Source organism: Serratia sp. SM04 (assembly GCF_040280225.1).
GTDB lineage: Bacteria > Pseudomonadota > Gammaproteobacteria > Enterobacterales > Enterobacteriaceae > Serratia > Serratia sarumanii.
Genome location: NZ_JBEOQT010000002.1, coordinates 84394 through 108329, shown reverse-complemented (window position 1 = coordinate 108329; position 23936 = coordinate 84394). Strand labels below are relative to the sequence as shown.

General features: G+C 62.4%; 24 protein-coding genes. 7 read left to right on the top strand and 17 right to left on the bottom strand.

Annotation, left to right across the window (positions count from 1 at the left end):
- The first annotated feature begins 62 nt into the window (after window positions 1–62).
- The gene (gene rlmC, locus ABTW55_RS03505) at window positions 63–1190 is read left to right on the top strand and encodes a 23S rRNA (uracil(747)-C(5))-methyltransferase RlmC (RefSeq protein WP_060419788.1); all 1128 of its coding nucleotides are present in this window, start codon (window positions 63–65) and stop codon (window positions 1188–1190) included.
- Here the strand turns inward: rlmC and ABTW55_RS03500 are convergent.
- The 8 genes from ABTW55_RS03500 to ABTW55_RS03465 all read right to left on the bottom strand — a co-directional run bounded on the left by ABTW55_RS03500 (window position 1187) and on the right by ABTW55_RS03465 (window position 6441).
- Window positions 1187–1471 (bottom strand): type II toxin-antitoxin system RelE/ParE family toxin, encoded by a 285-nt coding sequence (locus tag ABTW55_RS03500; RefSeq protein WP_033654647.1) that lies wholly within the window; start codon window positions 1469–1471, stop codon window positions 1187–1189. The genes rlmC and ABTW55_RS03500 overlap by 4 nt on opposite strands.
- Window positions 1461–1712 carry a type II toxin-antitoxin system Phd/YefM family antitoxin gene (locus tag ABTW55_RS03495; protein ID WP_004928423.1) on the bottom strand — a complete coding sequence of 84 codons (252 nt, stop codon included), beginning with the start codon at window positions 1710–1712 and terminating at the stop codon, window positions 1461–1463. The genes ABTW55_RS03500 and ABTW55_RS03495 overlap by 11 nt, the downstream gene beginning before the upstream one ends.
- Window positions 1713–1813: 101 nt before the next feature.
- Window positions 1814–2548, bottom strand: coding sequence for an arginine ABC transporter substrate-binding protein (gene artJ / locus ABTW55_RS03490; RefSeq protein ID WP_033637816.1), 735 nt, complete (start codon window positions 2546–2548; stop codon window positions 1814–1816).
- Between the two features lie 199 nt (window positions 2549–2747).
- Complete coding sequence (artM, locus tag ABTW55_RS03485; RefSeq protein ID WP_033637817.1) at window positions 2748–3416, bottom strand: arginine ABC transporter permease ArtM; 669 nt, start codon at window positions 3414–3416, stop codon at window positions 2748–2750.
- Window positions 3416–4132 (bottom strand): arginine ABC transporter permease ArtQ, encoded by a 717-nt coding sequence (artQ, locus tag ABTW55_RS03480; protein WP_033637818.1) that lies wholly within the window; start codon window positions 4130–4132, stop codon window positions 3416–3418. The genes artM and artQ overlap by 1 nt, the downstream gene beginning before the upstream one ends.
- 9 nt (window positions 4133–4141) lie before the next feature.
- The gene (gene artJ, locus ABTW55_RS03475; RefSeq protein ID WP_033637819.1) at window positions 4142–4873 is read right to left on the bottom strand and encodes an arginine ABC transporter substrate-binding protein; all 732 of its coding nucleotides are present in this window, start codon (window positions 4871–4873) and stop codon (window positions 4142–4144) included.
- A gap of 32 nt (window positions 4874–4905) precedes the next feature.
- Window positions 4906–5634 (bottom strand): arginine ABC transporter ATP-binding protein ArtP, encoded by a 729-nt coding sequence (artP, locus tag ABTW55_RS03470; RefSeq protein ID WP_038884338.1) that lies wholly within the window; start codon window positions 5632–5634, stop codon window positions 4906–4908.
- Between the two features lie 264 nt (window positions 5635–5898).
- Window positions 5899–6441 (bottom strand): lipoprotein, encoded by a 543-nt coding sequence (locus ABTW55_RS03465; RefSeq protein WP_033637821.1) that lies wholly within the window; start codon window positions 6439–6441, stop codon window positions 5899–5901.
- A 159-nt stretch (window positions 6442–6600) separates the two neighbouring features.
- Between ABTW55_RS03465 and ABTW55_RS03460 the strand changes: the two genes are divergently transcribed.
- Together ABTW55_RS03460 and ABTW55_RS03455 are read left to right on the top strand one after the other, a co-directional pair.
- Entirely contained in the window at window positions 6601–6924 is a 324-nt protein-coding gene (locus tag ABTW55_RS03460; protein ID WP_033637822.1) for a heavy metal-binding domain-containing protein, read from the top strand.
- 119 nt (window positions 6925–7043) lie between these two features.
- Entirely contained in the window at window positions 7044–7880 is an 837-nt protein-coding gene (locus ABTW55_RS03455) for an N-acetylmuramoyl-L-alanine amidase (protein WP_060419785.1), read from the top strand.
- On the opposite strand, the gene ABTW55_RS03450 is transcribed toward ABTW55_RS03455, so the two are convergent.
- Complete coding sequence (locus ABTW55_RS03450; RefSeq protein WP_033646660.1) at window positions 7881–8891, bottom strand: NAD(P)-dependent oxidoreductase; 1011 nt, start codon at window positions 8889–8891, stop codon at window positions 7881–7883.
- 158 nt (window positions 8892–9049) lie between these two features.
- Window positions 9050–10489, bottom strand: coding sequence for a DUF2867 domain-containing protein (locus tag ABTW55_RS03445; RefSeq protein ID WP_060419782.1), 1440 nt, complete (start codon window positions 10487–10489; stop codon window positions 9050–9052).
- Between the two features lie 150 nt (window positions 10490–10639).
- Here ABTW55_RS03445 and ABTW55_RS03440 point away from each other — a divergent pair, with 150 nt between their 5' ends.
- Window positions 10640–10987 carry a DUF1294 domain-containing protein gene (locus tag ABTW55_RS03440; RefSeq protein WP_033654657.1) on the top strand — a complete coding sequence of 116 codons (348 nt, stop codon included), beginning with the start codon at window positions 10640–10642 and terminating at the stop codon, window positions 10985–10987.
- Here the strand turns inward: ABTW55_RS03440 and ABTW55_RS03435 are convergent, their stop codons facing one another.
- The gene (locus tag ABTW55_RS03435) at window positions 10988–11815 is read right to left on the bottom strand and encodes a MurR/RpiR family transcriptional regulator (RefSeq protein WP_043147107.1); all 828 of its coding nucleotides are present in this window, start codon (window positions 11813–11815) and stop codon (window positions 10988–10990) included.
- Window positions 11816–11982: 167 nt separating this feature from the next.
- Here ABTW55_RS03435 and ABTW55_RS03430 point away from each other — a divergent pair, with 167 nt between their 5' ends.
- Window positions 11983–13539, top strand: a complete 1557-nt coding sequence (locus ABTW55_RS03430; RefSeq protein WP_060419778.1) for a PTS transporter subunit EIIC — start codon at window positions 11983–11985, stop codon at window positions 13537–13539.
- Entirely contained in the window at window positions 13536–14231 is a 696-nt protein-coding gene (locus tag ABTW55_RS03425; protein ID WP_060419774.1) for an N-acetylmannosamine-6-phosphate 2-epimerase, read from the top strand. The genes ABTW55_RS03430 and ABTW55_RS03425 overlap by 4 nt, the downstream gene beginning before the upstream one ends.
- Window positions 14232–14261: 30 nt before the next feature.
- On the opposite strand, the gene ltaE is transcribed toward ABTW55_RS03425, so the two are convergent.
- The 5 genes from ltaE to ABTW55_RS03400 form a co-directional block, all read right to left on the bottom strand.
- Entirely contained in the window at window positions 14262–15278 is a 1017-nt protein-coding gene (gene ltaE / locus ABTW55_RS03420; protein WP_033646651.1) for a low-specificity L-threonine aldolase, read from the bottom strand.
- A 75-nt stretch (window positions 15279–15353) separates the two neighbouring features.
- The gene (poxB, locus tag ABTW55_RS03415) at window positions 15354–17075 is read right to left on the bottom strand and encodes a ubiquinone-dependent pyruvate dehydrogenase (RefSeq protein WP_049197181.1); all 1722 of its coding nucleotides are present in this window, start codon (window positions 17073–17075) and stop codon (window positions 15354–15356) included.
- Between the two features lie 199 nt (window positions 17076–17274).
- Window positions 17275–18276 carry an NADH oxidoreductase gene (gene hcr, locus ABTW55_RS03410; protein WP_060419771.1) on the bottom strand — a complete coding sequence of 334 codons (1002 nt, stop codon included), beginning with the start codon at window positions 18274–18276 and terminating at the stop codon, window positions 17275–17277.
- 56 nt (window positions 18277–18332) lie between these two features.
- The gene (hcp, locus tag ABTW55_RS03405) at window positions 18333–19982 is read right to left on the bottom strand and encodes a hydroxylamine reductase (protein WP_060419769.1); all 1650 of its coding nucleotides are present in this window, start codon (window positions 19980–19982) and stop codon (window positions 18333–18335) included.
- Between the two features lie 180 nt (window positions 19983–20162).
- Window positions 20163–21059 carry a lysine exporter LysO family protein gene (locus tag ABTW55_RS03400; protein ID WP_004928363.1) on the bottom strand — a complete coding sequence of 299 codons (897 nt, stop codon included), beginning with the start codon at window positions 21057–21059 and terminating at the stop codon, window positions 20163–20165.
- A 187-nt stretch (window positions 21060–21246) separates the two neighbouring features.
- Here ABTW55_RS03400 and ABTW55_RS03395 point away from each other — a divergent pair, with 187 nt between their 5' ends.
- Window positions 21247–22905 carry an ATP-dependent endonuclease gene (locus tag ABTW55_RS03395; protein ID WP_033637834.1) on the top strand — a complete coding sequence of 553 codons (1659 nt, stop codon included), beginning with the start codon at window positions 21247–21249 and terminating at the stop codon, window positions 22903–22905.
- A 14-nt stretch (window positions 22906–22919) separates the two neighbouring features.
- Here the strand turns inward: ABTW55_RS03395 and ABTW55_RS03390 are convergent, their stop codons facing one another.
- Window positions 22920–23873 (bottom strand): VirK/YbjX family protein, encoded by a 954-nt coding sequence (locus ABTW55_RS03390; RefSeq protein WP_060419766.1) that lies wholly within the window; start codon window positions 23871–23873, stop codon window positions 22920–22922.
- Between the last annotated feature and the right edge of the window lie 63 nt (window positions 23874–23936).

Genomic DNA, 23936 nt, shown 5'->3' with positions numbered 1-23936 from the left:
GGCGCGCGGAGTGGTAAACTCTGCGCCCTTGATTCGTCATCCTGAACTTCACGGTAATCTTCATGCATTGCGCTTTGTATACGGCGGGCACCTGCCGTTCCTGTCAGTGGCTGGAAAAGCCCTATCCGCAGCAACTGGCCGACAAACAGCATCACCTGCACTCGCTGCTGGCTGGGCGCGACGTCGCGCAGTGGCTGCAGCCGGTGGCGGGGGAACTGAGCGCATTTCGCAATAAAGCCAAGATGGTGGTCAGCGGCAGCGTGGAGCGCCCGCTGCTCGGCATGCTGCACCGCGACGGCACACCGGCCGATCTGAGCGACTGCCCGCTGTACCCTGCCGGTTTTGCGCCGATGTTCGCGGTGCTGAAAAGCTTTATCGCCCGCGCGGGCCTGACGCCGTACAACGTGGCGCGCAAACGCGGCGAGCTAAAGTACCTGCTGCTGACCGAAAGCACGCTCGACGGCGGCGTGATGCTGCGCTTCGTGCTGCGCTCGGAAACCAAGCTGGCGCAGCTGCGCGCCGCGCTGCCGTGGCTGCAGCAGCAGTTGCCGCAGCTCAAGGTGATCTCCGCCAATATTCAGCCGGTGCACATGGCGATCATGGAAGGGGAGCGCGAGATTGCGCTGACCGAACAGCAGGCGCTCGAGGAACAGTTCAATCAGGTGCCGCTGTTCATCCGCCCGCAAAGCTTCTTCCAGACCAACCCGCAGGTGGCCGCCGATCTGTATGCCACCGCCCGCGACTGGGTGCGCGCGCTGGGTATCGACAGCATGTGGGATCTGTTCTGCGGCGTCGGCGGTTTCGGCCTGCACTGCGCGCAGCCGCAAACGCGGCTGACCGGCATCGAAATCAGCGCGGAAGCGATCGCCTGCGCGCGCCAGTCGGCGCAGCGGTTAGGGTTGTTGCACGTAGATTTTCAGGCGCTCGATTCCACCCGTTTCGCCACCGCCGAAGGCCAGGTGCCGCAACTGGTGCTGGTCAACCCGCCGCGGCGCGGCATCGGCCAGGCGCTGTGCGACTATTTGAGCCGGATGGCGCCGGACTATATTCTCTATTCCAGCTGCAACGCCGAGAGCATGGCGAAAGATATCGAGATGTTGCCGGGGTACCACATCGAACGGGTGCAGCTGTTCGACATGTTCCCGCATACCGCGCACTACGAAGTGCTGACGCTGTTGGTGCGGCGTTAAAGGCGCTTTTTGGCAGCCGTATAAGCCGCTGAACGTTCGCGTTTGCCCACAGACAGGACCAGAACCACGATCTCCGTTTCCATGACGCGATACACCAAACGAAAGCCTGATGCTCTGAGTTTGATTTTGTAGCAATCGGGCAAACCGGCGAGTTTGTTGGCGGGGACGTGGGGATTAACCAATACCGATACCAGCTTTTTTTTGAACTGTTCCCGGATCACCGGGGACAGTTTTTTAAATTCCTTCAGCGCATGTTCTTCGAATTCAAGCTTATAAGTCATCCAAATTGACCTTAATGCGTTTGCCGTTCATCCGTGAACGAACGATTTCAGCGAGTTCGATATCTTCCAGGTACTCCGCGATAGCCTCCCAGGTTTCCGGTGAGACGTAATATCCCGAAATCTTACCGTTGGTCAGGACGGCGACCGGCTGCCCTTGTGCCTCTTTAAGGGCGGCGTTGGGCGATTTCTTAAAATCGCTGATGCTGACTGCGGAATCGGCAAGAATGGGTTGAACCGTCATGATGTTATCCTTGATGCTAAATTCAGTATCAAATTTAGCACTAATCGGATGGGGTGGCAATCGGATGGAGCCGCCAAAGGATGGCGGCTCCACATGCGGACTTACTGTGGGAACCACTTGTCGTTGATGGCCTTGTAGGTGCCGTCGGCCTTGATGGCGTCCAGCGCGGCGTTCAGCTTGGCCAGCAGCGCCTGGTTGTCCGGGCGCACCGCGATGCCGAGACCGGTGCCGAAGTATTGCGCATCGGTGATGTGCTCGCCGACCGGCGCCAGCTGCGGGTTGGTTTTCAGCCACTCGTTCACCACGGCGGTGTCGCCGAACACGCCGTCGATACGGCCGTTTTTCAGCTCCAGAATGGCGTTTTGGTAGCTGTCGTAAGAGACGGTGTTAATCTCCGGATGCTTGTCCTGCATGTATTTCTGGTGGGTGGTACCGTTTTCCATGCCGAGTTTTTTGCCTTTCAGATCCGCCAGCGAGCTGAACTTGCCTTTTTGCGCGATCACGATCGCCGAGTTGGCGTAGTAAGGCTGGGTGAAGGCGACCTGTTTGCTGCGCTCCGGCGTGATATCCATCCCGGAAATCACCGCATCGTATTTCTTGAATTTCAGCGCGGCGATCAGGCTGTCGAACGCCTGGTTGGTGAAGGTGCACTGCGCCTGCATCTGCTTGCACAGCGCGTTGGCCAGATCGATATCGAAGCCGACGATCTGGTTATTGGCGTCGAGCGATTCGAACGGCGGGTAGGTGGCGGAAGCGGCGAAGCGGATGGTCTCGGCCGCGGTGGCGTTAAAGGTGATTCCGGCCAACATCGTCGCGGCAAGCAGCAGTTTTTTCATGCGTAGAGCTCCTGTCTGGATCCTGAAAGTGATTTTTCGCTATCGTTTGTTTTTACTGGTAATCGCCAGAGGTTTTTGCGAGGACACCTGCTGATAACCCTGCCATCGAGTGAATTAAAATGCAATGAAAATGATTAAATATTGCCTTGGAGATAAAAAAAGCCCCGCACGACGGCGGGGCTCATGAGGGGAGGCGGCCTCAGTTGCGGCGCTCAAACGCCAGCGCGCGGCGCTCCACCAGCCGCATCAGCAGCGTCAGCAGGCCGTTGACGCACAGGTACACCAGGCCTGCGGCGCCAAACACCATGACGTCGTAAGTGCGGCCGTACATCAGCTGGCTGTAGCCCATCACTTCCATCAGCGTGATGGTGTAAGCCAGCGAGGTGCTTTTGAACACCAGCACCACTTCGTTGGAGTAAGACGACAGCGCGCGCTTGAAGGCGAACGGCAGCAGGATGCGCAGCGTCTGCCGGCGCGACATGCCCAGCGCTTCGCACGATTGCCACTGCCCGGCGGGGATGGCGCGCACCGCGCCGTAGAACAGTTGCGTGGTGTAGGCCGCGCTGTTCAGCGCCAACGCTATCATCGCGCACAGCCAGGGCTGCGACAGCAGATTCCACAGCCACGGGTAGTCGCGGATCGCCGGGAATTGGCCGGGGCCGTAGTAGATCAGGAAGATCTGCACCAGCAACGGCGTGCCGGTGAACAACGTCACGTAGATCTTGACCAGCGGCGTCAGGATTGGCGTTTTCAGCGTCAGGATCACCGTCAGCAGCAGCGACAGCACCAGCGCGACGATCAGCGCGGCGACGGTCAGCGTCAGGCTGGTGTGCAACCCTTTGAGGATTTCCGGCAAATACTCAATCATCAGACCGGCCCCCGCTCAAAGCGCGTGGCGCGCAGCTCAATGCGTTTGATGACGTATTGGCTGAACAGCGTCACCAGCAGGTAGATGGCCGCCGCGATCACATACCAGGTAAAAGGCTCCTGGGTGCGGGTGGCGATGCTTTTGGTTTGCAGCATCAGATCGTTCACGCTGATCAGCGACACCAGCGCGGTGTCTTTCAGCAGCACCAGCCACTGGTTGCCGAGGCCGGGCAGGGCGTGGCGCCACATCTGCGGCATGATCAGGCGAAAGAAGATCGCCGCCTTGCCGAGCCCCAGCGCCTGGCCGGACTCCCACTGCCCCTGCGGCACCGCTTTCAGCGCGCCGCGCAGCGTCTGCGAGGCGTAGGCGGAATAGAGCAGGGCCAGAGCGATCACCCCGCACAGGAACGGGCTGACTTCGAAATTGTCGATCGCCAGCTGAATCGGCAGCTGGAACAGACCGAGGTTGAGGGTAAAGCCGTCGGAGAGCATCAGCAGCAGCTGCGACGAACCGAAATAGATAAACAGCACCACCAGGATTTCCGGCAGGCCGCGCAGCACGGTCACCCAGGCGGTGCCGAGCCAACTGACCGCTTTCCAGCGGGACGATTCCCATACGGCGAACAGCATCGCCAGAATCAGCCCGAGGATCAGGGCGCAAACGGCAAGGCCGACGGTCATGCCGGCGGCGCTTGCTAAAGGTTGAAATTCATTCATCGGGGCGTATTACTGCTGGAACCATTTTTTGTAGATGGTTTCATAGGTCCCATCCTGCTTGATCTTGTCCAGAGCGGCGTTGAACTTGCCCTGCAGCTCGGTGTTCTTCTGGCGTACCGCGATGCCGAGGCCGGTGCCGAAGTAGTCTTTATCCGTGACTTTGGCGCCCACTGCCGCCAGCGCGTCATTCTGCTTCAGCCACTCGTTAACCACCGCGGTATCGCCGAACACCGCATCAACGCGGCCGTTCTTCAGATCCAAAATGGCGTTCTGGTAGCTGTCGTAAGGCACGGTGGTGATTTCCGGGTGCTTGTCGGTCAGGTATTTCTGGTGGGTGGTGCCGTTTTGCACGCCCACTTTCTTGCCTTTCAGCGCCGCCACGTCGGCGATTTTGCCTTTCTGCGCGATGAACAGCGCCGAGTTATCGTAGTACGGCTTGGTGAACAGCACCTGCTTTTCACGTTCCGGCGTAATGTCCATGCCGGCCATCACCGCATCGAAACGCTTGAATTTAAGGCTTGGGATCAGGCTGTCGAACGCCTGGTTGGTGAAGGTGCACTCGGCCTGCATCTCTTTGCACAGCGCGTTGGCCAGATCGACATCAAAACCCTGAATCTTGTTGCCGGCGTCAATAAATTCAAATGGAGGATAGGAGGCTTCGGTAGCGAAACGGATGGTTTCGGCTGCGGAGGCGGAAACGCTGATGCCGGCCAGAACGGCGGCGATTATTAGTTTTTTCATCGCAAACTCCCCAAATTACAGCAAGTTAATTGTTAGTGTGATAAGTAGTTGGCAAACTCGGTGGTCCGCGGTTGCGTGAAGTGGCTGCTGTCGCCTTGCTCCACCACGTGGCCGTTTTCCATGTACACCACGCGGCTGGCGGTCTTGCGCGCCACTTCCACTTCGTGGGTGACGATCACCTGCGTGATGCCGGTGCCGGCCAGTTCGCGAATGATGCTGACGATCTGAGCGGTGATTTCCGGATCCAGCGCCGCGGTCGGTTCATCGAACAGCAGCACCTGCGGTTCCATCATCAGGGCGCGGGCGATCGCCACGCGCTGCTGCTGGCCGCCGGAAAGGTGCAGCGGGAAGCGATCGGCGAAGTCGGTCAGGCGCAGACGCTTGAGCAGCTTGTCGGCGCGCTCCATCGCCTGAGCCTTGGTCAGACCCAGCACGCGGCAAGGCGCTTCGATCAGGTTCTGAACCACGGTGAGGTGAGGCCACAGGTTGTATTGCTGGAACACCATGCCGACATTTTGACGCAGTTCGCGAATGGCTTTCTCGCCAGGCGCCTGCTTGAAGTCGAATTGGTTGCCGGCGATCTGCAGTTGGCCCGAACGCGGCATTTCCAGCAGGTTCAGCACCCGCAGCAATGAACTTTTCCCGGCGCCGCTTGGGCCAAGCAGCACCAGGGTTTCCCCGGCTGGACAATCCAGCGTGATGTCAAACAGCGCCTGGTGAGCGCCGTAATAGCAATTGATACCGTTAAGTTGAATACTCATGCGCCAGAATTGAATAGACATTGATGCCGCAAATGTTAACTTCCACAGAATACTTATGCAATCTTTGTGCGTTAAAATTTATGAGTGTGCGGCGGGACAGTAAAAGATTAGCACAAGATACCGCGACTCAAGCCGAGGGAGGGGATTTGTGGTGCAGGCTGTGAGATCGGTAGCGAAATTTTTTCTATTGGACGAAATCTGAGCGGCAGGCGGGAGGCGGGGACGGCCGACGCGGCAAACCCGCGTCGGCCTAGGGATCGCGGGTTACTGGTTTTCCAACACCTGGCGCACGCTGCCGTTGGTGGCATGCGCTGGAACATTCAGGTAGCGAATGTCATCAACCACCCAGCAGGTGCCTTCGCGCACCATCAGCACTTCGTCCTGCCAGTTCACGGTGCTGTTGGCGTCTTTTTGGTAGCTCAAGTCGACGCGCAGCGGGATGTTTTTCGCATCGGTGTTAGGAATGGTCGAGGCGCTGGCGACGGACGCGCTGCCTGGCCCCTGCGCATTGCCGGAGAACAAGTCGCCGGTGATCCGATGCTTGCCCGGGTTCTGGGCGGCGCTGACCAGATCCTGATACAGCACTTTGCTCAGGTAAGGCTGCAGCTGCGCCAGGCGGTTGCTGTCCGGCAGGCCGGCGCCCTGCTGGATGCGCAGGTCATAGAACTTTTGCGCGACCGTATCCGGGCCGCCTTCCACACAGCTGCCGCTGCGGGTGCCGATATCCTTGTATGCCGGTTCCACCGTGGTACAGGCACTCAGCAACAGCGCTAAGGGTAAAACAGCCGCAATCGTTTTTGTTTTCATCTTATTACCTTATGTGAAAGTCTCTACCATGAAGACCGATAGCTTACAGTATAAATGCGTTTTTTGGCCTTGCATTCGTACTGCGTGCCATTGATTAAGCGAACATAACGCTAATCTTCTGGTCATAGATACGTTGAATTAATCAAACAAGGAATTCTGATGCAGCTTTCAACTACCCCGACCCTGGAAGGGTTCACCATCACCGAATACTGCGGCGTGGTCACCGGCGAAGCGATCCTCGGCGCCAACATCTTTCGTGATTTCTTCGCCGGCGTGCGCGATATCGTCGGCGGCCGCTCGGGCGCTTATGAGAAAGAGCTGCGCAAGGCGCGCTTGATCGCGTTCGAAGAACTGGAAGATCAGGCGAAAGAGCTGGGCGCCAACGCGGTGGTCGGCATCGATATCGATTATGAAACCGTTGGCAAAGACGGCAGCATGCTGATGGTGACCGTCAGCGGCACCGCGGTGAAAGCCAGCCGCTAATCCCACTCCTCAACGCCCTGGCGCGTCCGGGGCGTTTTACTTTGTCCGACGGTGGCTTCCGTGGCGATTATTGATTAACGTTAACGCTATATCAGGTCATCACATCACAGGGAGGATAAGTGAAAATTTGGCCAGGGATCATCGCCGCCGCGCTGCTGGCGGGATGCCAAAATCCGCAGCAGGACACGCTCGTCGATCGCGGCGCTTACCAGCTCGAAACCCTGCATCAGGCGCAGGGCGCGGATCAACGCATCCGCTTTCTGGTGATGCACTACACGGCGGAAGACTTCCACTCATCGCTGAAAACGCTGACCGACGAACACGTCAGCGCGCATTATCTGCTGCCGGCGCATCCGCAGCGCGAACACGGTAAACCGACGGTGTTCCGCCTGGTGCCGGAAGCGATGCGCGCCTGGCATGCCGGCGCCAGCGCCTGGCGCGGCCGCAGCAACCTCAATGACACCTCGATCGGCATCGAAATCGTCAACAAGGGCTTCACCCGCAGCATGCTGTTCACCCACTGGCAGCCCTATACGGCGGAGCAGATCGCCGTGCTGGTCCCGCTGAGCCGCGACATCATCCAACGCTATGGCATCCAGCCGCAGGACGTGGTGGGGCACAGCGACATCGCGCCGCAGCGCAAACAGGATCCCGGCCCGCTGTTCCCCTGGCGGCAGCTGGCGCAGGCCGGCATCGGCGCCTGGCCGGACGAACGCGACGTGCAGCGTTTGCTGGCGGGGCGCGATCGCCATGCGCCGGTAGCGATGGCGCCGCTGCTCGAAAAGCTGGCGCGTTACGGCTACGCGATCGACCCGTCGTGGAATGCGCGGCAGCAGCGCAATGTGCTGGCGGCGTTTCAGATGCACTTCCGGCCCGACGATGTGCGCGGCGAACCGGATGCGGAGAGTGAAGCGATTGTCGATGCGCTGCTGGTGAAGTACGGCGCGGCGCGTTGATTACAGGCCGTGCAGCTTGCCGTGATCTTTCAGCCAGCGGGCGGTGCGCGCGATGCCTTCTTCCAGCGAGACGATCGGCTGATAGCCCAGTTCTTGCTGCGCGCGGGTGGTATCGAGCGTGAGGTCGAAATTGAGTTTGGCGACGCCGTAGTGGGTCAGCACCGGCTCCTTCTCGCTTTTGCTGCCGAGGCGCTCCATGCCGCGCGCCATCATGTCGAGCATCGGATAGGGGACGGAGCGGATATGGCACTTCATGCCCAAATCGTCGATCAGCTGCTGCACCACGGTGCGAAGCGGGCGCGGCTGCTGGTTGGTGATGTTATAGGCGCGGCCGGACGGCGTATCTTCTTTTAGCGTCGCCAGCCACATGGCGTGCACCGCATTCTCCAGGTAGGTCATGTCCACCATCGCCGCGCCGCCGCGCGGCAGCAGCAGGTTGCCGTAGCGTTTGATCATCTGCAGCAGCCGCGGCAGCATCACCTTGTCGTGCGGCCCGAACAATCCCTGCGGGCGCAGAATGGTGAAATGGGTCTGCGGATTGGACAGCGCCAGCTGCTGGATCACCTGCTCGCCGGCGGCCTTGCTGCGCGCGAACTCGTTGGCGTAGCGCTGCGGGCGAAAGTCTTCGGTCACGTTGCGGTGATGGTGGTAATCGAAATAGATCGCCGGGGAAGAGATGTGAATGAACTGCGCCACGCCGTAGGCCGCCGCCCATTCGCCGAGGCGGCGGGTAGCGCGGACGTTGGCCAGTTCGAAGGCCTCTTCGGTGCCCCAGGGCGAGGTGAAGCTGGAGCAGTGCCACAGCACGTCGACGTCCGTCAGCATCGCCTTGGCCTGCGAAGAGATCAGATTGGTGAGATCGGCATGAATGAACTCCGCGCCCATTTTTTCCAGCAGGCCGCCCATCGCCTGGTTGCGGCCGGTGGCGCGCACTTTGATGCCCTGACGGCGCAGATATTCGACGGCGTTACGGCCTAACCCACTGGTGGCACCGGTGACCAATACCTTCATAACGGACTCTATTCTCACCCAAAATCGGAATACCGGCGGGCGCTTGCGGCGCTCCCAGCAAATAAGATGCCATTCTTCCGTGATTTCGTGCGCTATGCAATCGGAAAGCCCCGAAGCACAGCGGCAAACTGTGCGGTTGATCGACAAATGAACGGCGTTCAGCGCTGTTGGCGGTCCAGACCCTCGGCAAGTTCGGCGATGCGCTTCGCCATGCCGCGGAAAATGAACAGATGCGCGGGCATCATGGCGAACCAATACAGCAGCCCGCTGAAGCCGGCCGGATGCCACCAGGCGCGCACGTCCAGCGTGCGGCGATCGCCGTGATCGGTAATGGTGAAGCTCAGCCGCCCCAGCCCCGGCGCCTTCATGCCGAACAGCAGCGCCAGTTGCCGCAGCGGTTTCAGCGTGATGACTTTCCAGCCGTCGATCTCGTCGCCCAGCGCCAGGCTCGCGCGCGCCGGGCGGCCATAGACCACGCCGTTGCCGATCATGTCGTCCATGCGGGCGCGGATCCGCCACAGAATATTGGCGTAGAAATAGCCTTCTTCGCCCCCCAGCTGCTGCACCGTTTGCCATAGGGCCTCGCGGGTGGCGGTGGTGTCCAGCGAACAACCGGCCTGTTTCGGATAGTAACCGTAGCCGGGGCGCCAGCGGGCCCGCGCCGCCGGATCGTAGCCCCAGTCGGCGGAATCGACCACCTCCTGTTCGCGCTGCAGCGTGGTGGCGACCGCCTGATCGAAGGTGTGCAGCCGCTGCGGGATCAGCGCCTGCAGCGGCCGGCCGTCGGCGGGCAGATCGTGCTTCAGCCCCTGGATCAGCGCGCGGGCGATCGGCGTCGGCACCGAGGTGATCAGGCTGATGAACCACACCGAAATCAGCCGCGTCGGCAAGGGGAGCGGGATCAGCCAGCGCCGTTTGCCGCTGATGGCGATAAAGCGTTGGAACATATCCTGATAGCTGAGGTACTCCGGCCCGGCAACGTCGAAGATGTGGTGCTCCTGCGCCGGGTGCGCCAGCAGATCGGCCAGATAAACCAGCAGGTTCTCCAGCGCCACCGGCGACGACTTCGAGCGCACCCAGCGCGGCGGCGTCAGCACCGGCAGGTTATAGACCATGTCGCGCATCACTTCGAACGCCGCCGAGCCGGGGCCGACGATGATGCCGGCGCGCAGTTCGGTCACCGGCACGCCGCTCTGGCGCAAAATCTCGCCGGTCAGGCGGCGGGCCGCCAGGTGCGGCGAACTGTCGTCGTTCGGCTGCAGCGCGCCGAGGAAGATCACCTGTTTGACGCCGGCATTGCGCAGCGCGTCGCGCAGGTTTTCCGCCGCCTGGCGCTCCTTCTCGATAAAATCGTCGCCGTCGCCCATTGCGTGCACCAGATAGTAAAGCGTATCTGTCTCCCACAGCGCCGCGCTCAGGGTCTCCGGGCGGTACAGATCGGCATACAGGCAGTTGACCTGCGGCCAGTTCCGCTCCTGCAGCCACTCGATGCGCCGCGCGGCGGCGGTAATCTGATGCCCCTGTTCGATCAGGTGCGGGATCAGGTTCTGGCCTATATAGCCGCTGGCTCCAAGAACCAGTACACGTTGGGGTGTCATCGGGCCACCTTGTGCGGTAGAGGATTGGCAGAACGACAGGATGCCAAATTCGGGGTTTAAATGCACTTTTTGTATGGGTATAAGCCGGTTGCATCCATCGTGGCGCAGGTTCACACTACGCGCCCTTTATCGAACGAAAAACCAGATGCCATGAAGCTCAATGTGATTTGTTACGCCCTGCTGGGCCTGGCGCTGGTCGCCAGCCTGTTCTCGCTGCATCCGGTGTGGATGTGGTTGCTGCTGGCCAACCTGCTGACGTTTCTGATCTACGGCGGCGATAAGCTGGCGGCGCGCAAGGGGTGGCGGCGGGTGCCGGAGGCGACGCTGTTGCTGTTCGGCGCGCTGGGCGGGTGGTTGGGCGCACTGGCGGCACAGCAGCTGTTTCGCCACAAAACCCAGAAGCAGCCGTTTAAAACCTGGTTCATCCTCAGCGTGGCGCTCAACCTGGTGGCGGTGCTGGGGTTGTGGTACTGGGTTTATGGCCGCTGGATCTTCTGATTACAGCAGCAGCGGCAGGGTGGCGCTGGCGGTGGCCTGCATCGCCTGAGCGTAGGCGGGATCGCGCCGAGCCAGTTCGGCGATCATCAACTCCACCAGCAGCATGGCGCCGACCTTGGCCGGCAGGGCGCCGGCGGTCAGCGGCCCTTCCGGTTTGGCCGCCACCAGCAGCGTATCCGCCAGCTTGGCCAGCGGGCTGCGTTGGGTGTTGCTGACGGCGATCACGCGTGCGCCGCGCCCTTTGGCCAATGCCACCGCATGCAGCACGTCCTTGGTGGAGCCGGAGCTGGAGATGACGATCAGCAGATCCCGCTCACTCAGCGAGGCGGCGTTCATCGCCGCCCGGTGCATGTCGCTGAACAGCTGCGCCGGTTTGCCGAGGCGCAGCAGCTTGTAGTGCAGGAAATCGCCGATGATGGCGCTGGCGGCGACGCCGTAAATCTGCACCGAAGCGCAACGCTGCAGGCTGTCCGCCGCCTGTTGCAGCGCCTGCGGATCCAACAGCGCGCCGGTATCCCGCAGCGCCTGAACGCTCTCTTCCACCAAATTTTCCGTCGCGCTTTGCCGCGTCGTCGCCTCCGGCTGGCTTTGTTGCAGGCTGAGGGCCAGCGCCATTTTAAATTCGGTATAGCCTTTGCAGCCCAGATGGCGGCACAGCCGCGTGACGCTGGCTTCGCTGGTGGCGCTTTCACGCGCCAGTTCGGTGATGGTCAGGTAAACGGCGCGGGAGGGCTGCGCAAGAAGATAGTTGCCGAGCTTTTGCAGCGTGGGGCTGTACCCCGCCAAATCCTGCCGCAGCCGCAATAACAAGTTGCCTGTATTCATCACGTTACCTTTCTGAGTATTCCCGTTTCTATTGTGGCGGAAAGACGCCGCCGCTCGCCAGCGAAATCGACGGATTGTGAAGCCGATCATCGTTATGAATAAAATTTTCATTAAATTAATTTTAATGTGGTAAAAATTTTCATCATAAAAATGATAGCGGGGAAAAATTTATGTCAACACCAGAATTGTCGCGCTCCGGCGGCTGGTTCGAAAAAGCCCAGCTGTTCGGCAAATCGTTCATGCTGCCGATCGCCGTGCTGCCGGCGGCCGGCCTGCTGCTGGGGATCGGCGGTGCGCTGTCCAACCCCAATACCGTCGAGGCGTATCCCTGGCTCGACGTCGGCTGGCTGCAAAGCGTATTTACGGTGATGGCCAGCGCCGGCGCCATCGTGTTCGCCAACCTGGCGGTCCTGTTCGCGGTCGGCGTGGCGGTGGGGTTGGCCAAAAGCGACAAGGGCACGGCGGGGCTGGCCTCGCTGATCGCCTACCTGGTGATGAACGCCACCATCAATGCGCTGTTGAAAATCAACGGCACGCTGGCCGCGCAGAACGCCGGCGCGGTGGGGCAGGGAACGATTCTCGGGATCCAGACGCTGGAGACCGGGGTGTTCGGCGGGGTGGTCATCGGTCTGGTGACCTGGTATCTGCACGGCCGCTACAACAAGATAGCGCTGCCGCCGTTCCTGGGCTTTTTCGGCGGCTCGCGCTTTGTGCCGATCGTCAGCTCGCTGGCGGCGATGGCGGTCGGCGCCCTGATGACCGTGGTGTGGCCGCCTTTCCAACGGCTGATCTTCGGCATGGGCGGGCTGGTGGACGCCAGCGGCTATCTCGGCACCTTTATCTACGGCTTCGTGCTGCGCATGCTCGGGCCGTTCGGCCTGCATCACATCTTCTACCTGCCGTTCTGGACTACCGCGCTCGGCGGCAGCGAAGTGATCAACGGACAGCTGGTGGAAGGCACGCAGCGCATTTTCTTCGCCCAGTTGGCCGACCCGAATACGCAGCAGTTCTACATCGGCACGGCGCGCTTCATGTCCGGCCGCTTTATCACCATGATGTTCGGCCTGGTCGGCGCCTGCCTGGCGATGTACCAAAGCGCGCGCCCGGAGAACCGCAAACGCGTCGGCGGGCTGCTGCTGTCGGCGGCGCTGACCTCTTTCCTGACCGGCATCACCGAACCTATCGAATTCTCGTTCCTGTTCATCGCGCCGGCGCTGTACGTGGTGCACGCGCTGTTCGACGGCCTGGCGTTCGCGATCGCGCACATTCTGCATATCACCATCGGCCAGACGTTCTCCGGCGGTTTTATCGATTTCATGCTGTTCGGCGTGCTGCAGGGCGAAGCGAAAACCCACTGGATGTATGTGCCGCTGGTCGGGGTGCCCTGGTTCTTCCTGTACTACTTCACGTTCCGTTTCCTGATCCTGCGCTTCAATTTCAAAACGCCGGGGCGCGAGGTGGAAACCACGCCGGAAGCGGTGACGACCGGCACCGAACGCTCGCAGCAGGTGCTGGCGGCGCTGGGCGGCAAAGAGAATATCGTCGAACTGGATTGTTGCGCCACGCGGCTGCGCGTGACGGTAAAACAGAGCCGGTTGCTGGACGAAAGCGGGCTGAAGGCCAGCGGCGCGCGGGCGGTGATCGTTCGCGGCAACGGCGTTCAGGTGATCTATGGCCCGCACGTGACCATTATTAAAAACGAAGTCGAGGAGTTGTTGGATTTATGACGCTTTCCATTTTGCAGCAGATTAAGGGCCGGCTGGTGGTGTCTTGCCAGGCGCTGGGCGACGAGCCGCTGCACAGCGATTTTATCATGGCGCGCATGGCGCTGGCGGCCGAGCAAGGCGGTGCGGCAGCGATCCGCGCCAACGGCGTCGAAGACGTTAAAGCCATCCTGCGCACGGTGGCGCTGCCGGTGATCGGCATTATCAAGCGCGATTATGCCGGTAGCGATGTCTATATCACGCCGACCCTGCGTGAAATCGATGAGCTGATGACTGCGGCGCCGCAGATGATTGCATTGGACGCTACCGGCCACCGGCGGCCAGGGGAGCTGCAGCTGGCGGCGCTGGTTGCCGCGATCCGCGCCAGGTATCCCCGGCTGCTGCTGATGGCAGACATCGCCACCGTGGAAGAAGCGCAAGAGGCTGCCAGGTTGGGGTTCGACTGCGTGGGCACCACGCTGCACGGCTATACCGCCGAAAGCCGGGGCGCCCGACTGGCGGAGGACGATTTCGGCTTTCTGCGTGCGGTGCTGGCGGCGGTGCCGGTGCCGGTCATCGCCGAGGGCAATGTCGAAACGCCGGCGATGGCCGCGCGCTGCCTGGCGCTGGGGGCGCATGCTGTGGTGGTGGGCGGCGCCATTACGCGCCCGCAGCAGATCACCCGCCGCTTTGTCGAGGCCATCGGCGGGCGGTGAAGGGCTCCCCGGCGCGCCGGGGAGGGGAAATCAGGCGTGCTGCTGGAGGAACTCCCGCCACAGCTCGACCACCCGCTGCAGATCCTGACGGCTGACGTCGAGGTGGGTCAGAATGCGCGTCAGCGGGCCGCTGCTGATCAGCACGTCGCGTTCGCGCATCCACGGGCCGAATTTGGCCGCCAGCGCCGGCGGTTGGCGCAGGTACAGCACGTTGGTCTGTGCGCCGGGTTCGACGACCTCCACGCCGATCTGCCGCAGCTGTTGCTCCAGCCAGACTGCGTTGTCATGGTCTTCGCGCAGCCGCGCGACGTTATGCTCCAGCGCGTAGAGGCCGGCCGCCGCCAGGATGCCGGCCTGACGCAGCCCGCCGCCGGTCATCTTGCGCCAGCGCAGCGCGCGCTGAATGAAGGCTTCGCTGCCGCACAGCAGCGATCCGACCGGCGCGCCCAGCCCTTTCGACAGGCAAATGGTGAAGGTGTCGCAGTATTGCACGATCTCTTTCAGCGGCAGGTTCAGCGCCACGGCGGCGTTGAAGATGCGCGCGCCGTCGATATGCAGCGCCAGCTGCCGCTCGCGGGTAAACTGCCACGCCTGCTGCAGGTAGGCCTGCGGCAGGACTCGGCCGCCGATGGTGTTTTCCAGGCTCAGCAGCCGGGTGCGGGCGAAGTGGATATCGTCGGGTTTGATGGCGGCGGCGAGCTTGTCCAGCGGCAGCGTGCCGTCCGCGTCAGCCTCGATCGGCTGCGGCTGGATGCTGCCCAGCACCGCTGCGCCGCCGGCCTCGTATTTATAGTTGTGCGCCTGTTGGCCGACCAGATACTCGTCGCCGCGCTGGCAGTGGCTCAGCAGCGCCACCAGGTTGGCCTGGGTGCCGCTGGGCAAAAACAGCGCCGCCTCTTTGCCCGACAGGCGCACCGCCTCGGCCTCCAGCGCGTTGACCGTCGGGTCATCGCCGTAGACGTCGTCGCCGACCTCTGCCTGAGCCATCGCCTGGCGCATGGCGGCGCTGGGGCGGGTGACGGTGTCGCTGCGTAGATCGATAAGCATAGGGTTCCTGGAATGTAAGGGAGAGGAAAAGGGTACATGGCATCATATACCCTTATTTCACCGGGGGCAGCTTGCTTAGCGCAGCCAGTTGGTTTTCGCCAGCTCGACCACTTCGTCGCCGCGGCCGTTGATGATGGCGCGCAGCATGTACAGGCTGAAGCCTTTCGCCTGTTCGAACTTGATCTGCGGCGGCATCGCCAGCTCTTGCTTGGCGGTGACCACGTCCAGCAGCGCCGGGCCGGGGTGCGCCAACATCTCCTGCAGCGCGCCGTCCAGCTCCGAGGCTTTTTCCACGCGGATGCCCTTGATGCCGGCGGCGTTGGCGATCGCCGCGAAGTCCGGGTTATGCAGATCGGTGCCGTCGGTCAGGTAGCCGCCGGCCTTCATCTCCATCGCCACGAACCCCAGCACGCTGTTGTTGAACACCACGATTTTCACCGGCAGCTTGAGCTGCGCCAGCGACAGGAAATCCCCCATCAGCATGGTGAAGCCGCCGTCGCCGCACATGGCGATCACCTGTTTATCCGGCGCGGTGGCCTGGGCGCCGATCGCCTGCGGCATGGCGTTGGCCATCGAACCGTGGTTGAACGAACCGAGCAGGCGGCGCTTGCCGTTCATTTTCACGTAGCGGGCGGCCCACACCGTCGGCGTGCCGACGTCGCAGGTGAAGATGGCGTCGTCGCTGGCGTACCGGCTGAGCTGCTGCGCCAGATACTGCGGGTGGATCGGCTGGTCGTCGTTGGCGGTCGCCAGCCCGTCGAGATCCTTGCGCGCGTTGCGGTAATGCTCCAGCGCCTTGTCGAGGAACGCCCGGTCGCGCTTGGGCTCCAGCTGCGGCAGCAGGGCGGTGAGGGTGGTGTGGATATCGCCCACCAGCGCCATATTGACCGGGCAGTGCGCGCCGATGCTGCCGGGGTTGATGTCGATCTGAATGATGTTGGCGTTGGTGGGGTAGAACGCGCGGTAGGGGAACTGGGTGCCGAGCAGCACCAGCGTGTCGGCGTTCATCATTGCGTGGTAGCCGGAGGAGAAGCCGATCAGCCCGGTCATGCCGACGCTGTAAGGGTTATCCCATTCGATATGCTCTTTGCCGCGCAGCGCGTGCACCACCGGCGCCTGCAGCAGCTCGGCCAGCTTGACCACCTCATCGTGCGCGCCGGCGCAGCCGCTGCCGCACATCAGGGTGATGTTTTTCGCCTGATTCAGCGTCTCTGCCAGCTTGTTCAGCTCGCTCATCGGCGGCTGCACCAGCGGCAGCGCCGGGGTATGCCAGGTCAGGGTCGCGTCTTCCGGTGCCATGCGCAGCGCCACATCGCCCGGCAGGACCACCACCGAGACGCCGCGGTTGAGGATCGCCTTGCGCATGGCGATCTCCAGCACGCGCGGCAGCTGTTCCGGGTTGGAAACCAGCTCGCAATAGTGGCTGCATTCGCGGAACAGCTCCTGCGGATGCGTTTCCTGGAAGTAGCCGCTGCCGATTTCGCTGGAAGGAATGTGCGCGGCGATCGCCAGCACCGGCACATGGTTGCGGTGGCAGTCGAACAGGCCGTTGATCAGGTGCAGGTTGCCGGGGCCGCAGGAACCGGCGCACACCGCCAACTGGCCGGTGAGCTGGGCTTCGGCGCCGGCGGCGAAGGCGGCCACCTCTTCATGGCGGGTGCCCAGCCATTCGATGGTGCCCATGCGGTGCAGGCTGTCGCTCAGGCCGTTGAGCGAATCGCCGGTCACGCCCCAAATGCGTTTTACGCCGGCTTGATCCAGCGTTTTGGCGATCAGTGTGGCTACGGTTTGCTTCATGGTTCCCCCAAACATGGTTTAAAAAACGATGTGTACTCGATCCGGTGAGCGGCAGCAGAACAACTGCAAGCATAGCTTACCGGCGGTGGACGAGATGCGGTCAGGAAGGGTAAAGAGCGTAGGACGGGGGAAAGTGTAACCGGGCGGGGAGGGGGGAACTTGCCGATAAATGCCCCATCGCGGAGATGGGGCCAAGGGATCACGCCAGCGTGACGTCGCCCCGCAGCTGGCAACTGCAGGCCAGCACGTAGCCTTGCGCTATTTCTTCCGCGCTCAGCGTCATGGTGCTGGTGGTGATGTAGTCGCCCTCGAGGATGCGGGTTTTGCACGAGCCGCACACCCCGGCACGGCAGGCGGCGTTGACCGGCAGGGCATTGGTCTCCATCGCCGCCAGCAGCGTGCTGCCGACCGGCACGCGGAATTCGCGCAGCGGGCGGGCGGCGCGTAGCGTCAGCCCTTCAGTGGCATCGGCCTGCGCCGCCGGCGTGTGGAACTGCTCTTTATGGAAACGCTCGGCCGGCACGCCGAGCCGACGGCACAGCTGCTCCACGTGGTCCATGTAGGGCGCAGGGCCGCTGGTCATCACCGTGCGTTCGGCGATATCCGGCGCCGCCTGCCGCAGCGTCTGCTCATCGATGCGGCCGCTGAGGTAGCCGGGTTGCAGATCCCGCTCGGCCATCAGCGTCAGGCGCAGCTGCGGATGGGCGGCGCACAGCGCGCGCCATTGATCGGCGAAAATCGTGTCGGCGGGGGTGCGCACGTTAAAGATCACGGCGATATCGCAGGCCGGACGGTTGGCGGTCAGCCAGCGGCACATCGAGACGATCGGCGTCACGCCGCAGCCGGCGGCCAGCATCAGATAACGATCGGCCGGGTGGCGCTCGCAGCTGAACTCGCCCTGCGCGTCGGACAGCCACAGCGTGTTGCCGGGCTTGACCTCTTGCGTCAGCCAACGCGATCCGACGCCGTCCGGCAGGCAGCGCACGCTGATGCTGAGAAAGCGGCTCTGGCCGGGCGAGGAGGAGAGCGTATAGGCGCGCAGCGTCTCCTCGCTGTTGCGGATGCTGACCAGCGCAAACTGGCCCGCCTGATAAGGGTAGAAAACGTCGCAGATCAGGTTCAGCGTCCAGACGTCGGCGGTTTCGCGCTGGATGGAATGTACCTGCATGCGGTTCGGGCAAAGCGGAGTGGGTTGAGTCATCGGGGCACCTCAAAAAGCAAAGGGGCCGGCGCAGGCGGCCCCATAACGTAATGGCATCAGGCGAGCAGCGCGTTGATATCCTGCTCGACGGTGGTGATCGGACGCAGGCCGAATTTCTCGTTGAGGATCGCCATCAGGTTGTCGGTCAGGAAGCCCGGCGCGGTCGGGCCGGTGACGATGTTTTTCACCCCCAGCGACAACAGCGTCAGCAGAATGACGATCGCCTTCTGTTCAAACCACGACAGCACCAGGCTGAGCGGCAGTTCGTTGACGCTGCAGCCGAGCGTGTCCGCCAGCTTGACCGCCAGCATGATGGCGGAATAGGCGTCGTTGCACTGGCCGACGTCCAGCAGGCGCGGCAGCCCTTCCAGCGTGCCGAAGTCCAGCTTGTTGAAACGGTACTTGCCGCAGGCCAGCGTCATGATCAGGCAGTCTTGCGGCACGCTGCGGGCGAAGTCGGTGAAGTAGCTGCGCTCGTCGCGGCTGCCGTCGCAGCCGCCGACCAGGAAGACGTGGCGCAGTTTTTTCTGCGACACCAGATCGATCACCGTGTCGGCGGCGTTCAGCAGCGTCTGGCGGCCGAAGCCGACGGTGATCAGGTGCTCGATCTCGGTATAAGGGAAGCCGTTCATGCCCTGCGCCTGGCGGATCACGGCGCCGAAGTCGCCGCCCTCCAGATGGTTGACGCCCGGCCAGCCGACGATGCTGCGGGTCCAGATGCGATCGCCGTAGTTGCCGACGTTCGGATCGATGATGCAGTTGGAGGTCATCACGATCGGGCCGGGGAATTTGGCGAACTCCGTCTGCTGGTTCTGCCAGCCGCTGCCGTAGTTGCCCACCAGATGCTTGAATTTTTTCAGCTCCGGATAGCCGTGCGCCGGCAGCATTTCACCGTGGGTGTAGACGTTGACGTTTTGCCCTTCGGTTTGTTCGAGCAGCATGCGCAGATCTTTCAGATCGTGGCCGGAGATCAGAATGGCTTTCCCGGCCACCGGGCGCACGTTGACCGCGCTGGGCTGCGGATCGCCGTAGGCCTGGGTTTCGCCGCGATCGAGGATCGCCATCACGTTGAAGTTCATCTTGCCGATGCCCATGGCGTTGTTCAGCAGGGTGTCGATGTCGCGCGGCCGAGTGCCGAGCCAGGCCATAAAGGCGTGGTAGTCGGCATAGAGCTGCTCGTCGAACTGGCCGAGCACGTGCGCGTGTTCCATATAGGCCGCGGCGCCTTTCAGGCCGTACAGGCACAGCATGCGCAAACCGTGGACGTCGTCGCCGACCTCGGCCTTGTCGCCGTTGAGGGCAAACTGCGCCGCCTGTTGCAGCAGCGCAGGCATATCGTCACCGGCCAGCTGCAGCGCCGCCATCGGGTGATCGACGCGCACGCCGGCATCCAGCAGCCGGCAACGGGCAGCCAGCGAATCGCGCAGCAGCAGGGTTTCGCGCGCGTAGCCGATGATGCGCTGGGAGTCGAAGTTGACGTTGGTCAGGGTGGAGAAGAAGGCGCGCGGGGCGAAGCTGTCGATCTCGTGATCGACGATGCCCAGCGAACGCGCCTGCAGCGCCCAGGCGGAGAGGCCCTGTAGCGCCGCCACCAGCAGATCCTGCAGATCGGAGGTTTCCGCCGTCTTGCCGCACATGCCCTGAGCATACGCGCAGCCGTTGCCTGCCGGGGTACGGATGGTTTGTTCACATTGCACACAGAACATAGTCGCTTCCTTTTATTTTTAAAGTTGCATTTGTAATGCTTGTTTAAAAGCATAGATCGGCGATCGGGGTTGCAAAAGGCTTTTGTGCGACTACTGCGGGCAAGTTTGATTTAGCGCAATTTTGCTGTGCGGATGGGAATTATTACGCTTTGGGGGCCGGGCGGCCCCCAGGGGAGAGGATCAGGAGAACAGGGCGATCAGCACCGGCGCCAGCAGGCTCAGCAGGAAGCCGTGCACGATGGCGGGGGGCACCATGTCCAGCCCGCCGCTGCGCTGCAGCACCGGCAGGGTGAAGTCCATCGAGGTGGCGCCGCACAGGCCGAGGGCGGTGGAGCGGCTGCGGCGCACCAGCGTCGGGATCAGCATGATCGCCACCAGCTCGCGCGCCAGATCGTTGAAGAACGCGGCGCTGCCCATCACCGGGCCGTAGGCGTCGGTGATCAGAATACCCGACAGCGAATACCAGCCGAAGCCGGAGGCCATCGCCAGCCCGGCCTTGACCGGCAGCCCCAGCAGCTGCGCCGCCAGCGCGCCGCCGGCCAGCGACGCGACGGTCACCACCAACGCCACCAGCGTGCCGCGGCGGTTGAGCACGATCTGGCGCAGCGTCATGCCGCTGTTGCGCAGCTGAATACCGACCAGCAACAGCAGGAAGATCAGCGCATATTCGCTGCCTTTATGGGCGAACTGCAGCCATTGCCACTGCGTCAGGCCGAGCAGGAAGCCGCCGAGCACCACGCCGCACAGCTTGAGCGACTCCAGCGCCATGTGCACGCGCGAAGGCAGCTTTTCCTGTTTATGGCTGCTGCGCCACGGCATGCGCCGCTCCAGCAGCGCCAGCAACAGCAGATTGGCGCAGAGAATGCAGAAGAAGAACACCGCGCTGTATTGGAAGATCAGCACCAAGTTGCTGCTGAGATCTTCCATGAACGCCAGGCTGATACCCATGAAAAACAGGATCACGTACACCATCCAGCTCAGCAGCCGGTTGATCAGCACCAGCAGCGGGCGATGGCGTAAGGGAATGAGGTAACCGACAATCAGCGGTAACAGAATAATCAACAGTCCTGAGTACATGGTGCAGCTTGTGTCCTTGAGTTTTGACGCGCGCCGAACGGCGGCGAGGAGCACACGCTAACCAAAAGCCCGGCCGGAGTAAAGCGGCAGATTTGACGTTGGCCGCTTGACCTGCAAGGGGTTTTTTGACCATGCTCTGTGAAGGTTGCCTCATTGACGAGGCGACGGCGCGCACGGGAGGCGGCGGATGTTCTTGGAGCGTATCGAAATTGTAGGTTTTCGCGGCATTAACCGGCTGTCCCTGATGCTGGACGACAACACGCTGTTGCTCGGCGAAAACGCCTGGGGTAAATCCAGCCTGCTGGATGCGCTGACGCTGCTGCTGGCGCCGGAGCAGAAGCTGTATCGGTTTGAGGCGCACGACTTTCATTTCCCGCCCGGAGAAGAGGCGGCCAAAGAGCGCCACCTGCAGGTGGTGTTCACCTTCTGCGAAAAAGACATCGGCCATGCGCACCTGCCGCGCTATCGCCACCTGACGCCGCTGTGGGTCAAGGGCGAGGATGGCCTGAGCCGCATTCATTACCGCTGCGAAGGCGAGCTGGCCGACGACGGCACGGTGTGCACCTGGCGCGGTTTTCTCGACGCCGACGGCAACGCCTTTCAACTGCACCATATCGAACAGCTGGCCCACGCCATCATCCGCATTCATCCGGTATTGCGCCTGCGCGACGCGCGCTTTATTCGTCGCCTGCGCCCCAGCAGCCTCGGCGATGAACGCAAACCCGATACCCAGGCGCTGGCGCAGCAGTTGGATCAGCTGACGCGCGAGCTGGTGCGCAATCCGCAGAAGCTGACCAACGGCGAACTGCGTCAGGGGCTGGCGGCCATGCAGCAACTGCTGGAGCACTACTTCGCCGAGCAAAGTTCGCAGGTGACGCGGCCGCGCCGCCGCGGCGGCGAACCGGAGCAGGATGCCTGGCGTGCGCTGGACGGCATCAACCGTATGGTGGCCGAGCCGAACAGCCGCAGCATGCGCCTGATCCTGCTGGGGATGTTTTCCACCCTGCTGCAGGCCAAGGGCGACGTTAAGCTGGATGCGCATGCACGGCCGCTGCTGCTGGTGGAAGACCCGGAAACTCGCCTGCACCCGATTATGCTGTCGGTGGCCTGGGGGCTGCTCAATCAGCTGCCGCTGCAGCGCATCACTACCACCAACTCCAGCGAACTGGTGTCGCTGGTGCCGGTGGAGCACGTCTGCCGGCTGGTGCGCGAGTCGGGGCGGGTCGCGACCTACCGTCTCGGGCCGCGCGGGCTGAGCGCCGAAGACGGGCGGCGCATCGCGTTTCACATCCGTTTCAACCGGCCGTCGTCGCTGTTCGCCCGCTGCTGGCTGCTGGTGGAAGGCGAGACCGAAGTGTGGCTGCTGAACGAGCTGGCGCGGCAGTGCGGCTACCATTTCGAGGCGGAAGGGGTGCGGGTCATCGAGTTCGCCCAGTGCGGCCTGAAGCCGCTGCTGCGCTTCGCCCGCCGCATGGGCATCGAGTGGCATGCGCTGGTGGACGGCGACGAGGCGGGCAAAAAGTACGCCAATACCGTGCGCAGCCTGCTGGACAATCATGAAGACAACGAACGCGATCGGCTGACCGCGCTGCCGGCGCCGGATATGGAACACTTCATGTTCCGCGAAGGGTTCGGCCCGGTCTATCACCGGATGGCGTCGGTGCCGATCAACGCGCAAATGCCGGTGCGCAAGGTGATCCTGAAAGCGGTCCACCACTCGTCGAAGCCGGATCTGGCGATCGAGGTCGCGATGCAGGCCGGCGAATGGGGCACGGACTCGGTGCCGCCGCTGCTGAAGAAAATGTTCTCACGGGTGATCTGGCTGGCGCGCGGCCGGGCGGACTGACGGCCCACCGGGCGTTATCGGGCGCAGAAATGCGCCGCCAATCCCTGTTCCAGCTCGTCCAGCAGCTGATAGCGGCGGCGATACTCGGCGCGCTTCTTGCTGGCAACCTCTTCGATCGGCTTGCGGGCGATGCGCGCGGGCAGCAGGAAATAGCCGCTGTCGAGCGGTTTGGCGCCCATCGACAGCCAGAACTGATCGTAATCGGCGTGCAGTTGGTCCTTCTTCTTACTCTGGTAACGCCAGTTTTGATAGATATGGGTGGCGTTGCCGACCGCCACGATCTGGCGGATGCCGAGGTGCCGCGCCAGCGTGCAGATGCCTTCCAGCACCAGCCGTTTGGGGAACAGGCCGTGGCACTCTTTGGTGGTGTGCTGGATCTCGGCGTGCGGCACCTCATGGTTTGCGCCCTGCAGGCCGCCGATGAACAGCGTCGGCTGCTGCTGATAATGCATCAGCGCAAAGGTGATCTCCGCCAGCATCACGCCGTTGGCGTTGCGCAGCAGCAGCGTGGCTTCCCCTTCCTTATTCAGCTTGTCGATCGCCGCCAGTTCCAGCGCGATCGGCGCTTCGTTTTTGCCCATCGCGCGGGCCAGCACGAAAGGCTGCGGGCCGAGGTGGCCGAGGCGCATCTTCAGCGGCATGCGCTGCGCGATGAGATCGTAATGATCGCGCAGGGCGAACAGGCATTCTATCTTGCTCATGTTGGCCGCCAGGTACGGGCGATGCAGTTTGCACGGCAGGTTCGGCTGCGCGCTCAGGATCTCCTCCCGCAGCGGGTTGCTGGCCAGGGTGCTGAGCAGGCCGCTGGTGGTGCGCCAGTTGAGCAGCGAACGGCCGAGAAACTTCAGGCGAAACGCGGGCTTTTTCCAGGCGTTGCTTGGCGCCTTTTCGCCATTGATCAGCGCCGTCATCAGTTGCCAGCCGTTAAGCGGCCGGGCGGAGGCGAGTGGGTAGCTGAGCTGTGACATGATGAAATCCTTGGCTGTATTGAATGGCGCTATTTCATCAAGGCTTCACTAAACGGGAGTTCA